Below are 13,679 nucleotides of genomic sequence, written 5' to 3' on the forward strand. Positions count from 1 at the left end.
GGGTGACCGAATAATGAAGATCATCCTGACCCACGAGGTCTCTGGCCTCGGCACCGCCGGCGACGTCGTCGACGTCAAGGACGGCTACGCCCGCAACTACCTGGTCCCGCGTGGTTTCGCGATCCGCTGGACCAAGGGTGGCGAGAAGGACGTGGCGCAGATCCGCCGCGCCCGCAAGATCCACGAGATCGCGACGATCGAGCAGGCCAACGAGTTCAAGGCCAAGCTCGAGAACGTCAAGGTCCGTCTGGCCACCCGCGCGGGTGACGCCGGTCGTCTCTTCGGTTCCGTCACGCCCTCCGACATCGCCACGGCGATCGAGGCGTCCGGTGGCCCGAAGGTCGACAAGCGCCGCGTGGAGCTGGGCTCCCCGATCAAGACCCTCGGCTCGTACCAGGTCTCCGTGCGTCTGCACGCTGACGTGGCCGCGACCGTCGGCATCGAGGTCGTCGCCGCCTAAGGGCTGCGCATGAAGGGCCGCACCCCTGTGGGGGTGCGGCCCTTCTTCGTTGTTTCACGTGAAACAGAGGTCGCGGACGGGCGATGTTTCACGTGAAACATCGCCCCCGGGGCTGCCTCAAGCCTGTCCCGGTTCCGCTGAGGTCTAGCGCGTGGCTCCGGCGACCATCCAGCGGCCCGAGCGGGCCCGCAGCTGGAGGGTGACCATCCGGACCAGCATCATCAGGGTCATGGCGCACCAGAGGGCCGTCAGCCCGCCGCCCAGGGCCGGTACGAGCAGGGCGGCGGGGGTGAAGACGGCCAGGGTCAGCAGCATGGCCCAGGCCAGGTAGCGGCCGTCGCCCGCGCCCATCAGGACGCCGTCGAGGACGAAGACGATGCCGGAGACGGGCTGCGAGACGGCCACCACGAGCAGGGCCGGCAGGAGGGCGTCCTCGACGGCGGGGTCGCTGGTGAAGAGCGGGATGAACACCGGGCGGGCCGCGATCACGAGGAGGCCCAGGACGATGCCGGAGGCGATCCCCCACTGCACCATGCGGCGGCACACGGCCTTGGCCCCCTCCGTGTCGCCCGCGCCGAGGTAGCGGCCGATGATGGCCTGACCTGCGATCGCGATCGCGTCGAGGGCGAAGGCGAGCAGGCTCCACAGAGAGAGCAGGATCTGGTGGGCGGCGATGTCGGCGTCCCCGAGGCGTGCGGCCACGGCGGTCGCGATCAGCAGGACGGCCCGCAGGGACAGGGTGCGGACCAGCAGGGGCGCGCCGGCCTGCGCGCAGGCCCGGATGCCCTCGGCGTCGGGCTTCAGGGAGGCGCCGTGCCTGCGGGCGCCCCGGACGACCACGACCAGGTAGGCGGCGGCCATGGCGCACTGGGCGATCACGGTGCCCCAGGCGGAGCCGGCGATGCCGAGGCCGGCCCCGTAGACGAGGGCGACGTTCAGGCCTCCGTTGAGGGCGAAGCCGCCGATCGCGACGTAGAGCGGGGTCCGGGTGTCCTGGAGGCCGCGGATGACACCGGTGGCGGCGAGCACCACGAGCATCGCGGGGATGCCGAGGGCCGAGATCCGCAGGTAGGTGATCGCGTACGGGGCGACGGTGTCGGAGGCCCCGAAGAAGGAGACCAGGGTGGGAGCCGTGGGCAGCACGACGGCGACGACGGCCGCGCCGAGGAGCAGGGCGAGCCAGATGCCGTCCATGCCCTGCCGGATGGCGGCCTGGAGGTCGCCCGCGCCGACGCGGCGGGCCACGGCGGCGGTGGTGGCGTAGGCGAGGAAGACGAAGATGCTCACGGCCGTGGTGAGCAGTGCGGCCGCGATGCCGAGACCGGCCAGCTGGGGTGTGCCGAGGTGGCCCACGATGGCACTGTCGGCCAGCACGAAGAGGGGTTCGGCGACGAGGGCGCCGAAGGCGGGGGCGGCGAGTGCGAGGATCTCGCGGTCGTGCCGTCTCGGGGCAGCCTTCGGTGCGGTGGGGGCCTGTCTCATGTGCTCAATCTAATCTTCCACAGGTAATAGACGCAAGGCCCCTTGGATCCTTACCGTTACGCCGATTCGAGCGTTCGTCCCGCCTCGTTGGAGGCGATCTTGAGACAGTGGCCAAGAATTTTCTTCCCCACAGCCGGTGGAGGAAGAAATGCCAGGTCAGGTGGGGTAAGTGGGTGGGGCAGGTGATTTTGTCCACAGCGCCGTCCCCCGGTCCGTGCACAGCTTCCGGGGAGTTACCCACAGCATTGGCGCCGTCATCCACACCTCATCCACACAGCCTGTGGATAACAAGATTGGCTGACGTCGCTCGCGGCCCTACCGTGGTGCGTTGTCCGACTCGCCGAGAGCCGATTCGGGTGCCCCAAATGTCAGAGCCGTGTCGTAGAAAGAGTGACACGGCAAGGTCCGCGTTGCGGACGGGAGGAGGCGGCCCGGTGAGCATGTCCGAGCCCATGGACGACCCCTGGGCCGACAGCGGTCCAGGTGACCGTCTGCCCGCCCGTCCGCGCCGCAACGGCGAAGGCCGTGGCCGCGCGGACGAACAGAGCGATCGGGGCCGCGAGGGCGGCTCCTGGGACGGCGGGGGCGGCGGCTTCGAGCGGGTCCCGCCCCAGGACCTCGACGCCGAGCAGTCCGTCCTGGGCGGCATGCTGCTGTCCAAGGACGCCATCGCCGACGTGGTCGAGGTGCTGAAGGGGCACGACTTCTACCGTCCGTCGCACGAGACGATCTACCAGGCGATCCTCGACCTGTACGCCAAGGGAGAGCCGGCCGACCCGATCACCGTCAGCGCCGAGCTGACGCGGCGCGGTGAGATCAGCAAGATCGGCGGGGCCCCGTACCTCCACACCCTCGTCCAGTCGGTCCCCACCGCGGCCAACGCCGAGTACTACGCGGAGATCGTCCACGAGCGGGCGGTCCTGCGCCGCCTGGTCGCGGCCGGTACGAAGATCACGCAGATGGGCTACGCCGCCGACGGGGACGTCGACGAGATCGTCAACAGCGCCCAGGCCGAGATCTACGCCGTCACCGAGCAGCGGACCTCCGAGGACTACCTGCCGCTCGGCGACATCATGGAGGGCGCCCTCGACGAGATCGAGGCGATCGGATCGCGCAGCGGCCAGATGTCGGGCGTCCCGACCGGCTTCACGGACCTGGACTCGCTGACCAACGGTCTGCACCCGGGCCAGATGATCGTCATCGCGGCCCGTCCCGCCATGGGTAAGTCCACCCTCGCGCTGGACTTCGCCCGTGCCTGTTCCATCAAGGCCAATCTGCCCAGCGTCATCTTCTCCCTCGAAATGGGGCGCAACGAGATCGCGATGCGCCTGCTCTCGGCGGAGGCCAGGGTGGCCCTGCACCACATGCGCTCCGGCACGATGACGGACGACGACTGGACCCGGCTGGCCCGCCGGATGCCGGACGTCTCCGCCGCCCCGCTCTACATCGACGACTCCCCGAACCTGTCGATGATGGAGATCCGGGCCAAGTGCCGCCGCCTCAAGCAGCGCAGCGACCTGTCGCTCGTCGTCATCGACTACCTCCAGCTGATGCAGTCGGGCGGCTCGCGCCGGCCCGAGAGCCGCCAGCAGGAGGTCTCGGACATGTCCCGAAACCTCAAGCTCCTGGCGAAGGAGCTGGAGGTCCCGGTGATCGCGCTGTCCCAGCTGAACCGTGGTCCCGAGCAGCGCACCGACAAGAAGCCGATGGTCTCCGACCTGCGTGAGTCCGGCTCGATCGAGCAGGACGCCGACATGGTGATCCTGCTGCACCGCGAGGACGCGTACGAGAAGGAGTCCCCCCGAGCGGGTGAGGCGGACCTGATCGTGGCGAAGCACCGTAACGGCCCGACGGCCACCATCACCGTGGCCTTCCAGGGCCACTATTCACGGTTCGTGGACATGGCCAACACGTAGCATCCGCCCCATGGATGCCGTATCTGAAGAACTTGTCCTGCTGCCCGCGACCCGGCGTGCGCTGAGCCACCGGATCGCGGTGGCGCAGCGCGAAGGGCGGGCTCCGTCCCTGGTGGCGACCGTGGTTCGGGGCGGCGAGGTGGTCTGGGAGGGGTCACGGACCATGGTCGAGGGGCACGGTCCAGACGGAAACGTGCAGTACCGGATCGGGTCGATCACCAAGACGTTCACCGCCGTGCTGGTGATGCGGCTGCGGGACGAGGGCCTGCTGGAACTGGGCGACCCGGTCGAGAAGTTCCTTCCGGGAACCGGAGTCGGCGAGGTGACGGTGGGGCAACTGCTCTCCCATACGGCCGGGCTGGCGGCGGAGACGCCCGGCGAATGGTGGGAGCGCACGGCGGGCACGCTGCGGCCGGAGCTCTCGGACGTCCTGGGCGAGCACCCCTTCCGCTTCGAGCCCGGACGGCGCCACCACTACTCCAACCCCGGCTACACCCTGCTCGGTTCGCTCGTGGAAGCCGTCCGCGCACGGCCGTGGGAGGACGTGCTCCGCGCCGAGGTGCTGGAGCCGCTGGGGCTGGAGCGCACGACGGCGCAGCCGGTGGCCCCGCACGCCGGCGGCTGGGCGGTGCACCCGTGGGCGGACGTGATGATGCCGGAGCCCCTGGAGGACCTCGGGCTCATGGCCCCGGCCGGCCAGCTGTGGTCCACCACCGGCGATCTGGCGAAGTTCGCCGCCTTCCTCGTACGGGGCGACGCGCGCGTGCTGAGCGCGGAGTCCGTACGGGAGATGCGGACCTCGGCCACTCCCCCGGAGCCGGGCCTCGCCGACCTCGGATACGGGCTCGGGATGCAGCTGACGCTGAACGGCGGGCGCCGGCTCGCGGGCCACAGCGGCTCGCTGCCCGGCTTCCTCGCCGGGCTGTGGCTGAGCGAGGCGGACGACGTGGCCGCGGTGGTGCTGGCCAACTGCACCTCGGGGCTGCCCGCTTCGACGCTGGCGGCCGAACTGGTGGGCATCGTCGCCGAGGCGGAGCCGCGGATCCCCGAGCCGTGGCGGCCGCTGCGGGAGGCCGATCCCGTCGCGCTGGAGCTCTGCGGCCCCTGGTACTGGGGCACGTCGGCCCAGGCCGTACGGCTGACCTACGACGGATCCCTGGAGCTGGGCCCGGTGGGTGGCAGCGGTCGGTCCGCGCGTTTCCGGCCCGAGCCGGACGGCAGTTGGACCGGACTGGGCGGCTACTACGCGGGCGAGTCGCTGCGGGCCGTACGGCGGCCGGACGGATCGGTGAGCCACCTCGACCTCGGCTCGTTCGTGTTCACCCGCGAGCCCTACGACCCGCAGGCGCCGGTGCCCGGCGGGGTCGACCCGCAGGGCTGGCGGGGCATCGGCTAGCGGACCCCCTCACCCCGCTGCGAGTTCACGCTCCAGCGGGGTGCGCATGCGCGGGGTGATGCGGGCCTCGCCCACCCAGGCGGCGAGCCGGTCGGCCTCGGCGGCGATGGCCCGCTCGGCTTCGCCGCCGGGGTCGCCCAGCAGCCGGTGGACGATCTCTCCGCCGGCGCGCTGGGCCCAGCCGCCGACGATCCGGCCGTTCCACCACACGGTGGGGCCGATGTTGCCGGCGTAGTCGAAGAGGGCCGGGCGGTGGGCGGGGTCGAGGTGGAAGCCCCGGTCCGCCCAGCCCATCGCGCTCGGGTCGAGGGCGGGCAGCAGGGCGGTCCAGGGCTCCTGCTCGGGTTCGGGCCCGGTGTCACCGGGGCTGACGAGCGCGGTGGTGCCGTCGTCGAGCCGGACCGTGTCGGGGCCGACCGCGGCAAGGGCCTTGCGCGCGTCGGTGAGGGTCCAGCCCGTCCACCACTTGAGGTCGGCCTCGGTGGCCGGACCGTAGGACCGGAGCCAGCGGCGGGCCAGCTCGGCGCGGGCCTCGGCCGGCGGCACGGCGGGCCAGGGCTCGGTGTGGACCCAGCGGTACTGGCTGGAAGTCCACGATCCCCGGGGCCGGTCCCGGCGGATGCGGCCGTCGGCGGCGAGCAGCCGGATGACGTGGGTGGCGACGCCGACCTCCGCCTCGTACTTCCCGCCCCGCTCGACGGTGACCTTCCGGCGCAGTACGGGTACGGCCGCCGAGAGCTGGCTGCCGGTGGAGGGCCCGTGGCTGTCCAGGGCGTCGAGCGTGGCGCTCTCCGCCCCGGCCAGCCAGTCCGCGTCGAGGCCGTGACCGTCGTCGGCGAGTCGTTTGAGGAAGTTCCGGCGCTCCTTCGCGGCGATGGCCCGCGCGGTGGAGGAGTCGACGTACGGGGCGAGCTCGGTGGAAACGGCGAAGAGCGTACGGCGCATGCTGAGCAGCCGTACGAGGCTCACGTCCTCGTACAGGGCCCGTTCGACCATTTCGGGCCCGCCTTCGGTCAGCCGGGCCCGGGCCGAGAGGAAGACGGTCGAGGCATCGGTGGCGTGCAGGCCGATCACTGCGTCCGCCGCCTCGGGCACGGTCGCGGCGCGGGCCGACGGCGCGAGGCGGTGGCGGCGGCCGAGGCGGCGGCGGCGCTCCGCGGCGGTGATGAGGGGGAGGCTGCTCATCTTCCCGATCGTAGGCCGGGCCGCAGACGGCGACCCGGCCCACACGGGGGGCTCAGAGCTGGAGCTTGAACCCGACGTGGGAAGCGGTGAAGCCGAGCCGCTCGTAGAAGCGGTGGGCGTCGGTGCGGCTCACGTCCGAGGTGAGCTGGACGAGTGCGCAGTTCTCCGCACGGGACCGCTCGATCGCCCATTCGATGAACCGGGTGCCCAGTCCGCTGCCGCGTTCGTCGGCGTGGACGCGTACGCCCTCGATGATCGAACGGGTGCTCCCCTTGCGGGAGAGCCCGGGGACGATCGTCAGCTGGAGGGTGCCGACGACGTGGCCCGCACGGACGGCGACGACCACATGCTGGTGGGGATCGTCCGTCAGCCGCTTGAGCGCCGCCACGTACGGGGTGAGGTCGTCAGGGGACTCCCGGGTGGCGCCGAGCGGGTCGTCCGCGAGCATCGCGACGATCGCAGGCAGGTCCTCCTCGGTGGCCGGCCGGATGAGCAGGTCGGAGCTGGTGTCGGTCATGGTCCGATCCTCCCGGCTCAGCCGGCCGCGACGGTGAGCGGAGCCCAGCGGCGGGTCCAGTCACCGGGAAGGGCGGGGATGTCCCGGGTCATCACGGCATTGAAGGCCACGGAGCCGAGGCCACGGTCCTTGAGCCAGCCGAGCAGCTCTTCGTGGCGTACGTCGACATCGGTGCGCAGGGGCCGGTCGGTGGCCGCCGCGAGGGCGGTGACCAGGGCGCGGGCCACGTCGGTGTCGCGGGCGACCAGCGGTCCGATGACATGGGTCTCCATGTTCGGCCAGATGGCTCCGTAGCCGATCAGCTCGCCGGACGGGTCCTCGGCGACGAGCAGCCGGTCCGTGAAGGCCGGCAGCCGGGTGACCAGATGGGTCCGGTCGGCGCCGAAGACCTCGGCGTCCAGCAGCAGGATCCGCGGGATGTCCTCGCCACCGGCGGGCCGGACGCGGATTCCGTCCTGCGCGAGAGCGGCGGCATCCGGGCTGAAGGAGCCCCGGAGCATCTCGGCGCGGCCGGTGGTGTCGAAGCCGAGCTCCTCGTAGAGGGGGCGGCCGTACGGGGTGGCGTGCAGGGTGATCGGTACGCCCTTGAGGACGTCGTTGCAGACGTACGTCATCAGGCGCCGGCCCAGACCCTGGCGGGCGTAGCGCTCGGCGACCAGGACCATGCCGATGGCGGCGAGTTCGGGATCGGCCAGCGGAGGTCCGTAGCGGGTGACCACGCAGACCGTGGCGAGTCCCAGGCCGTCGGGGGCGTCGATGCCGTAGCCGTGTCCGGCGGCGAGCAGCAGCCCCCACTTGTGGTCCTCGCGGGGCCAGCCGCGGTCTTCTGAGAGATCGGCGCAGTGGCGGAGGTCGTCCACGGTCAGTGCGCGGATGGGGAGGGCGGTGAGATGGGGTGGTGTCACGGCCTCAGAGTGGTTCATGGACCGGGACCCGGTCCAGGGGATTTGGGGTGCATGTTTTGGGGCGATGTTTCACGTGAAACATCGCCCCGCCGCCGTGTGCGCCGTCCGGGGCGGGGCGCTGTTTCACGTGAAACATAGGGACTAGCCTCGATGGCTATGACCCGCCTTCACCTGTTCGACCTCGACGGAACGCTGATGTACGGCACGTCGTCGCCCGTCGAGATGTCCCGCCAGCTCGGGCTGAGCAATGAGATCGCCGCGCTGGAGCGGTCCTTCGCCGCGCTGGAGCTCCAGCCGTACGAGTTCGCGACGGCCATCCAGCGGCTCTGGGCGGATCTGACCCCGGCGCACGTCCGGGCGGCGTTCGACGCGGCTCCGTGGCTGCTGGGGATCCAGGAGGTCTGGCGGGAGATCCGGGAGCGCGGGGAATACTGCGCGGTGATCTCGCTGTCGCCGTCGTTCTTCGTGGAGCTCCTGCTGGAGTGGGGCGCGCACGCCGCACACGGCTCGGTCTTCCCGGAAGTGCCCTTCACCCGGCCGGTGGACGTGGCCGGGATCCTCACGCCGGAGGGGAAGGTCACCGTCGCCGACCAGCTGTGCGCGCGGTTCGGCGTGACCCGGGCCGACTGTGTGGCGTACGGGGACTCCAGCACCGACGTGGCGCTCTTCGAGGTGGTCCCGGTTTCGGTCGCCGTGAATGCCCGGCCCTACCTGGTGGAGCGGGCGACGCACGTCTACGAGGGCCGGGACCTGCGGGAGGCATACCAGCTGACAGGGGTGGCGCGCATGGGAGTTGAGGCATCTTAAGGGGAAAGTGGGTTCGAAACGCGGATTTCCCGCATTTCCCCGCAGGCTCTGGGGCGGACTGGCACGCTGTGAAACCCGGAACCACGGATTCGAAGGCCGTGGCGTGTGCAGACCTACCGAGATGCTCGAAGCGAGGCACCGCATGGACGCTCCGCCCACCAGATCGGCAAGACGGGGGCCGTCCCGGATACCGTCCGGGGACAGTGCGCCCGAGCCCTCACCCGATGCCGTTCTCATCCGCCGGACCCTCGCGGAGATCGCACCCGTCGCCGACAAGGTGACCTCCTACTTCTACGCCGTCGTGTTCACGGGGTACCCCGATCTCCGGGGGCTGTTCCCCGCCGCGATGGACGTACAGCGCGACCGGCTGCTGAAGGCGCTGCTGACGGCCGCCGAGCACATCGACAACCCCGAGGTGCTCACCGCCTACCTGCGCCGGCTGGGTACGGGGCACCGCAAGTACGGGACCCGGCCGGAGCACTATCCGCCGGTCGGAGAGGCCCTGATCGGGGCGCTGGCCAAGTACGCGGAGTCCACCTGGGGGCCGGAGACCGAGGCCGCCTGGGTCCGGGCGTACACCGCGATCTCCCAGATCATGATCGACGCGGCGTCCGAGGACGAGCCGAAGGCACCGCCGTGGTGGCACGCGGAGGTGGTCTCCCACGATCTGCGCACCTCCGACATCGCGGTGATCACCGTCCGCCCCGACCAGCCCTACCCCTTCCTCGCGGGCCAGTACACGAGCCTGGAGACCCCGTGGTGGCCGCGGGTCTGGCGGCACTACTCCTTCGCCTCGGCGCCGCGCGGGGACGGACTGCTGTCCTTCCACGTCAAGGCCGTACCGGCGGGATGGGTCTCCAACGCGCTCGTCCGGCACGCCCGGCCAGGCGACGTGCTGCGGCTCGGGCCCCCGGCGGGATCGATGGTGGTCGACCACAGCACCGACAACGGAATGCTGTGCCTGGGCGGTGGCACGGGAATCGCCCCGATCAAGGCGCTGATCGAGGACGTGGCCGAGCACGGGGAGCGGCGTCCGGTGGAGGTGTTCTTCGGGGCGCGCAGCGACGACGACCTGTACGACAAGGACACGCTGCTGGGGCTGCAGCGCTCGCACCCCTGGCTGTCGGTGCGCCCGGTGGTGTGTGACGAGGGGCTCGCCGGACAACTGCCGCAGGCCGTCGGTACCCACGGGCCCTGGAGCTCGTACGACGCGTTCGTCTCGGGGCCGGCCGCGATGATCCGCAGCGGGGTGGACGCGCTGAAGAGGATCGGGATCCCCGGTGACCGGATCCGGCACGACGAGGTGGAGGAACTGGCGGGCGTCGCCGGCTGATTGCGGCGGCGCCCGCGTGAGGTGGGTCAGCCCAGGTCGGGGGCGTGCATGGCGCGCACGCCCTCGATGTTGCCGTCGAGGTAGTGGCGCAGGGACAGCGGGACGAGGTGCACCGCGGCGATGCCGACGCGGCTGAAGGGCACGCGGACGATCTCGTACTCGCCTTCCGGCTCGTCGATCTCGGGGCCGTGCCGCTGGCTGGGGTCCATGGATTCGAGGTGGCAGACGAAGAAGTGCTGCACCTTGACGCCGGTCACTCCCCCGTCGGCGATGTGCTCGATGGTGTCGACGAAGCAGGGCACGACATCGGTGATCTTCGCGCCGAGTTCCTCGTGGAGTTCTCGGTGGAGGGCGTCGACGACGGTCAGGTCCGAGGACTCGACGCCCCCGCCGGGAGTGAGCCAGTACGGGTCGACGCCGGGTTTGGTCCGCTTGATGAGGATCAGGTCGTCACCGTCGAGCAGGATCGCGCGGGCGGTGCGTTTGACCACTGGACGTTCGGTCATGGGAGAAGAGTGGCCCAGACTTCCGCTTCTGAAACGCGTCCGGGTGAAACCCGCCGGTCGGGGATCCGGGCGGTCCGAGCCGCCGGACGGCGTGCTCGGACCGCCTTCGGGCGGCCGGTCAGCTCTTAGCGGCCGCCAGGTCGAGTGCCCGCAGCACGTCCGCGACCAGGTCCTCGGTGTCCTCGGCCCCTGCGGAGAAGCGGATGAAGCCCTCCGGGACGGCGTCGCCGCCCCACCTCCCGCGGCGCTCCGCGGTGGAGCGCACGCCTCCGAAACTGGTGGCGTCCTCGACGAGCCGCAGGGCGGCCATGAACCGTTCCGCGTGTGCGCGGTCGGCCAGGGTGAAGGAGACCACGGAGCCGAAGCCCCGCATCTGACGCGCGGCCGTCTTGTGGGACGGGTCCGACGGCAGGCCCGGGTAGCGCAGCCCGGTGACGTCAGCGCGGTCGGCGAGGGCCTCGGCGACGGCGAGCGCGTTGGCCCACTGGCGCTGCGCGCGCAGCTGGATGGTGGACAGGGAACGGTGGGCGAGCCAGGCCTCCATGGGCCCGGGGATCGCGCCGACCACCTTGCGCCAGCGGCGGATGCCCGCGGCCAGCTCGGCGTTGCGGCAGACGACGTAACCGAGCAGCACGTCGCCGTGGCCGGTCAGCCCCTTGGTGCCGCTGGCCACCGAGAAGTCGGCACCCAGTTCGAGGGGGCGCTGGCCGAGCGGGGTCGCGAGGGTGTTGTCGACGGCGACGAGGGTTCCGCCGGCGTGCGCCGCGTCCACGAGGCGCCGTACGTCGCAGACGTCGAGCCCCGGGTTGGACGGGGTTTCCAGCCACAGCAGCCGGGCCCCGTCGAGTACCGAGAGCTGGGCGTCCTCGCCGGTGGGGGCGGTGCGCACGTGGACCCCGTACGCCTCCAGCTGTTCCCGTACGAGGGGCAGGGCCTGGTAGCCGTCGTCCGGGAGGACAACGGTCTCGCCGGCGCGCGCCTGGGAGAGCAGGACGGCGGAGACCGCGGCCATGCCGGAGGCGAAGACGACCGTGTCGGCCCCGTCCAGGCCGGGGGCCTCCAGCTCCCCGATGGCCCGCTCCAGCAGGGTCCAGGTGGGGTTGGTGTCGCGGCCGTAGGCGTAGGGGCCCTCGACGTCGCCCGGAAGGTGGAAGTGGGCGGCGAAGACGGGGCCGGGCAGCGGAGGCTCGTTCTTCACGGGCTCCGGCAGACCGGCGCGGACGGCGACGGTGCCGTCGCCGAGCCGTTCCGCCCTCGGCGGCACGGGGTCGGGGGCGCTCATGGGGTGTGCTCCTTCTCCTTCACGGCTTCGCTCACGGCGGCCAGCAGGCCGGGGCTCGCGGCCTCGACCAGCTGCAGGCACTCCTCGAATCCGTCGAGGGGGCCGTAGTAGGGGTCCGGTACGTCGGTCTGGGCGGCGGAGGCCGCCGGGTCGTAGGACCGCAGCAGCCGGACCTTGGCGGCGTCCTCGGGGGTGGGGGCGAGCGCCCTCAGGTCACGCAGGTGCCCGGCGTCGAGGGCGATGACGAGGTTGAGGCCGGCGAACCAGGAGGCCCGGAACTGCCGGGCCCGGTGGCCCGGCTCGTAACCGGCGGCCTCCAGGACGGCCACGGTGCGCGGGTCGGCCCCGTCACCCTCGTGCCAGCCGCCGGTGCCGGCGCTGTCCACCTCGACCAGGCCCGAGAGCCCGGCGTCGGCCACGTGGGAGCGGAAGACCGACTCGGCCATGGGCGAGCGGCAGATGTTGCCGGTGCAGACGAAGCACACGCGGTACTTGGGCACTCGGCTTCAGTCCCTGTCGAGGACCATGTTCAGGGCCCAGGAGACGATGGAGACGATCAGGGCGCCGGCGATCGCCGACCAGAAGAAGTTGTCGACGTGGAAGCTGAGGTCGAACTGCTTGGCCAGCCACGAGGTCAGCAGCAGCATCGCCGCGTTCACCACGATGGTGAACAGGCCGAGGGTGAGGACGAACAGCGGCAGCGAGAGCAGCTTCACCACGGGCTTGACGATGAGGTTGACCAGGCCGAAGATCAGCGCGACCAGGATCAGGGAGAGCGCTTGACGGCCCGTGCTGCTGCCGTCGTCCAGCGTGATGCCCGAGACGAGCCAGATGGCGACGCCGAGGGCTGCCGCGTTGGCGAGGGTCTTGACTACGAAATTCGTCATGTGTCTGATCGTTGCAGAGATGGTCCCGGTGGAACATCAGCTGATCTGCGGATGCTTGCCGGACGAGAGAGCACAAGGGGTACGAAGAAGATGAAGGCCTTCCGGCTGGACGAGCTCGAGGCCGAGCGGGCCGCGAACAAGGGTGCCTACCTGCAGTTCCTGCGCGAGCGGAACATGTCGGTCGGGCTGTACGCGCTGGACGCCGGGCAGAGCGACCCCCAACAGCCCCACGGCCAGGACGAGGTGTACTTCGTCGTGAGCGGCCGGGCCTCGATCACCGTCGGGGAGGAGACGACGATGGTCGCCAACGGGAGCGTGGTCTACGTGCCGGCCGGGGTGCCGCACAAGTTCCACCACATCACCGAGAACCTGAAGGTGATGGTCGTCTTCTCTCCGCCGGAAGGGTGAACGCCCCCCGGGGACTGAGCGCCACTGAGGGGCACTGAGGGTCCGCAGCCCTGTCCCCCTAGGGGTCGGATCAGGGGACTACGAGGGCTCGCGGGCCCCCGCCGAGGGCCCTGGCCTCCTAGCATCGAGAGCAGGAGTTCACCGGCTAGACGGACTAGGAAGAAGAGGTCGAGGACATGGAAGGCATCCGAGCGATATTCGAGGGCATGCCCTGGTGGGTCAAGTGGGTCGCCGTTCCGCTGCTGGTGCTGTTCGTCTTCGGTGGCGTGATCACCAGCATCATCGGTGCGCTGATCGGCTTCCTGTTCAAGGCGCTGCTCCTCGTGGCCCTCGTCGGAGGTCTGATCTTCGTCGTCAGGAAGTTCAAGGGCACCGAGTCGAAGTCCTCCGCCGGGGAGTGGTAGAACTGGCACAACCAGGGTCACAGCGGGATTAACCCAGCTGAGGGAACGTGAAGCGCCAAACCGCTCACAGCCCGGGAATCGGCGGATAGAGTGGCAATCTGTGCCGTTCCCTGGGCACCGAACGCCGGTACTACCGCTCTGACCTGCGGTTCTTTGTTACAGCCGCCGAGCACGACCCCCAGGAGTCACGG

15 protein-coding genes are annotated in these 13,679 nt (G+C 70.8%); 7 read left to right on the forward strand and 8 right to left on the reverse strand.

The window, feature by feature from the left end; translation table 11 throughout:
• Positions 1 to 13: 13 nt before the first annotated feature.
• Positions 14 to 460: a 50S ribosomal protein L9 gene (gene rplI, locus OG898_RS12295; RefSeq protein WP_243331152.1), complete on the forward strand. Its 447-nt coding sequence runs from the start codon at positions 14 to 16 to the stop codon at positions 458 to 460.
• A 144-nt stretch (positions 461 to 604) separates the two neighbouring features.
• Here rplI and OG898_RS12300 read toward each other — a convergent pair whose 3' ends face one another.
• On the reverse strand, positions 605 to 1,942 hold the full coding sequence (locus tag OG898_RS12300; protein WP_266956746.1) for an MATE family efflux transporter: 1,338 nt from the start codon (positions 1,940 to 1,942) through the stop codon (positions 605 to 607).
• Positions 1,943 to 2,394: 452 nt separating this feature from the next.
• Here OG898_RS12300 and dnaB point away from each other — a divergent pair, with 452 nt between their 5' ends.
• Together dnaB and OG898_RS12310 are read left to right on the forward strand one after the other, a co-directional pair.
• On the forward strand, positions 2,395 to 3,858 hold the full coding sequence (dnaB, locus tag OG898_RS12305) for a replicative DNA helicase (protein ID WP_266960203.1): 1,464 nt from the start codon (positions 2,395 to 2,397) through the stop codon (positions 3,856 to 3,858).
• A gap of 10 nt (positions 3,859 to 3,868) precedes the next feature.
• The gene (locus OG898_RS12310; RefSeq protein ID WP_266956748.1) at positions 3,869 to 5,254 is read left to right on the forward strand and encodes a serine hydrolase; all 1,386 of its coding nucleotides are present in this window, start codon (positions 3,869 to 3,871) and stop codon (positions 5,252 to 5,254) included.
• 9 nt (positions 5,255 to 5,263) lie between these two features.
• Here the strand turns inward: OG898_RS12310 and OG898_RS12315 are convergent, their stop codons facing one another.
• From OG898_RS12315 to OG898_RS12325, 3 genes are read right to left on the reverse strand one after another with little or no spacing between them, the layout of a single operon-like run.
• Entirely contained in the window at positions 5,264 to 6,439 is a 1,176-nt protein-coding gene (locus OG898_RS12315; protein ID WP_266956750.1) for a winged helix DNA-binding domain-containing protein, read from the reverse strand.
• Between the two features lie 52 nt (positions 6,440 to 6,491).
• Positions 6,492 to 6,956, reverse strand: a complete 465-nt coding sequence (locus tag OG898_RS12320; protein WP_250738606.1) for a GNAT family N-acetyltransferase — start codon at positions 6,954 to 6,956, stop codon at positions 6,492 to 6,494.
• 17 nt (positions 6,957 to 6,973) lie between these two features.
• Complete coding sequence (locus OG898_RS12325) at positions 6,974 to 7,861, reverse strand: GNAT family N-acetyltransferase (RefSeq protein WP_250738605.1); 888 nt, start codon at positions 7,859 to 7,861, stop codon at positions 6,974 to 6,976.
• Positions 7,862 to 8,017: 156 nt separating this feature from the next.
• On the opposite strand from OG898_RS12325, the gene OG898_RS12330 reads away from it, so the two are divergent.
• Both OG898_RS12330 and OG898_RS12335 read left to right on the forward strand, forming a co-directional pair.
• The gene (locus OG898_RS12330) at positions 8,018 to 8,668 is read left to right on the forward strand and encodes an HAD family phosphatase (RefSeq protein ID WP_250738604.1); all 651 of its coding nucleotides are present in this window, start codon (positions 8,018 to 8,020) and stop codon (positions 8,666 to 8,668) included.
• 121 nt (positions 8,669 to 8,789) lie between these two features.
• Positions 8,790 to 10,001 carry a globin domain-containing protein gene (locus OG898_RS12335; protein ID WP_266956753.1) on the forward strand — a complete coding sequence of 404 codons (1,212 nt, stop codon included), beginning with the start codon at positions 8,790 to 8,792 and terminating at the stop codon, positions 9,999 to 10,001.
• Positions 10,002 to 10,027: 26 nt separating this feature from the next.
• Here OG898_RS12335 and OG898_RS12340 read toward each other — a convergent pair whose 3' ends face one another.
• From OG898_RS12340 to OG898_RS12355, 4 genes are all read right to left on the reverse strand, one after another.
• Complete coding sequence (locus OG898_RS12340) at positions 10,028 to 10,507, reverse strand: NUDIX domain-containing protein (protein WP_250738602.1); 480 nt, start codon at positions 10,505 to 10,507, stop codon at positions 10,028 to 10,030.
• Between the two features lie 118 nt (positions 10,508 to 10,625).
• On the reverse strand, positions 10,626 to 11,789 hold the full coding sequence (locus tag OG898_RS12345; protein WP_250738596.1) for a cystathionine gamma-lyase: 1,164 nt from the start codon (positions 11,787 to 11,789) through the stop codon (positions 10,626 to 10,628).
• Positions 11,786 to 12,289 carry a low molecular weight protein-tyrosine-phosphatase gene (locus OG898_RS12350; protein ID WP_266956755.1) on the reverse strand — a complete coding sequence of 168 codons (504 nt, stop codon included), beginning with the start codon at positions 12,287 to 12,289 and terminating at the stop codon, positions 11,786 to 11,788. Before OG898_RS12350 ends, OG898_RS12345 begins: the two co-directional genes overlap by 4 nt.
• Before the next feature lie 6 nt (positions 12,290 to 12,295).
• Positions 12,296 to 12,676, reverse strand: coding sequence for a phage holin family protein (locus OG898_RS12355; protein ID WP_250738594.1), 381 nt, complete (start codon positions 12,674 to 12,676; stop codon positions 12,296 to 12,298).
• Positions 12,677 to 12,766: 90 nt separating this feature from the next.
• On the opposite strand from OG898_RS12355, the gene OG898_RS12360 reads away from it, so the two are divergent.
• Both OG898_RS12360 and OG898_RS12365 read left to right on the forward strand, forming a co-directional pair.
• Positions 12,767 to 13,084 carry a cupin domain-containing protein gene (locus OG898_RS12360; RefSeq protein WP_250738593.1) on the forward strand — a complete coding sequence of 106 codons (318 nt, stop codon included), beginning with the start codon at positions 12,767 to 12,769 and terminating at the stop codon, positions 13,082 to 13,084.
• A gap of 185 nt (positions 13,085 to 13,269) precedes the next feature.
• Positions 13,270 to 13,488: a DUF5326 family protein gene (locus tag OG898_RS12365; protein ID WP_266960205.1), complete on the forward strand. Its 219-nt coding sequence runs from the start codon at positions 13,270 to 13,272 to the stop codon at positions 13,486 to 13,488.
• The last annotated feature ends 191 nt before the right edge of the window (positions 13,489 to 13,679 follow it).

Origin of the sequence: Streptomyces sp. NBC_00193, from assembly GCF_026342735.1 — a bacterium.
Taxonomy (GTDB): domain Bacteria; phylum Actinomycetota; class Actinomycetes; order Streptomycetales; family Streptomycetaceae; genus Streptomyces; species Streptomyces stoeckheimensis.

What these genes read in the sequence shown, in the direction of transcription:
- OG898_RS12345 (WP_250738596.1), bottom strand. Translation starts at nt 11,789, where the DNA reads ATGAGCGCCCCCGACCCCGTGCCGCCGAGGGCGGAACGGCTCGGCGAC.
- OG898_RS12330 (WP_250738604.1), top strand. Translation starts at nt 8,018, where the DNA reads ATGACCCGCCTTCACCTGTTCGACCTCGACGGAACGCTGATGTACGGC.
- rplI (WP_243331152.1), top strand. Translation starts at nt 14, where the DNA reads ATGAAGATCATCCTGACCCACGAGGTCTCTGGCCTCGGCACCGCCGGC.
- OG898_RS12340 (WP_250738602.1), bottom strand. Translation starts at nt 10,507, where the DNA reads ATGACCGAACGTCCAGTGGTCAAACGCACCGCCCGCGCGATCCTGCTC.
- OG898_RS12360 (WP_250738593.1), top strand. Translation starts at nt 12,767, where the DNA reads ATGAAGGCCTTCCGGCTGGACGAGCTCGAGGCCGAGCGGGCCGCGAAC.
- OG898_RS12300 (WP_266956746.1), bottom strand. Translation starts at nt 1,942, where the DNA reads ATGAGACAGGCCCCCACCGCACCGAAGGCTGCCCCGAGACGGCACGAC.
- OG898_RS12320 (WP_250738606.1), bottom strand. Translation starts at nt 6,956, where the DNA reads ATGACCGACACCAGCTCCGACCTGCTCATCCGGCCGGCCACCGAGGAG.
- OG898_RS12310 (WP_266956748.1), top strand. Translation starts at nt 3,869, where the DNA reads ATGGATGCCGTATCTGAAGAACTTGTCCTGCTGCCCGCGACCCGGCGT.
- dnaB (WP_266960203.1), top strand. Translation starts at nt 2,395, where the DNA reads ATGGACGACCCCTGGGCCGACAGCGGTCCAGGTGACCGTCTGCCCGCC.
- OG898_RS12355 (WP_250738594.1), bottom strand. Translation starts at nt 12,676, where the DNA reads ATGACGAATTTCGTAGTCAAGACCCTCGCCAACGCGGCAGCCCTCGGC.
- OG898_RS12335 (WP_266956753.1), top strand. Translation starts at nt 8,790, where the DNA reads ATGCTCGAAGCGAGGCACCGCATGGACGCTCCGCCCACCAGATCGGCA.
- OG898_RS12315 (WP_266956750.1), bottom strand. Translation starts at nt 6,439, where the DNA reads ATGAGCAGCCTCCCCCTCATCACCGCCGCGGAGCGCCGCCGCCGCCTC.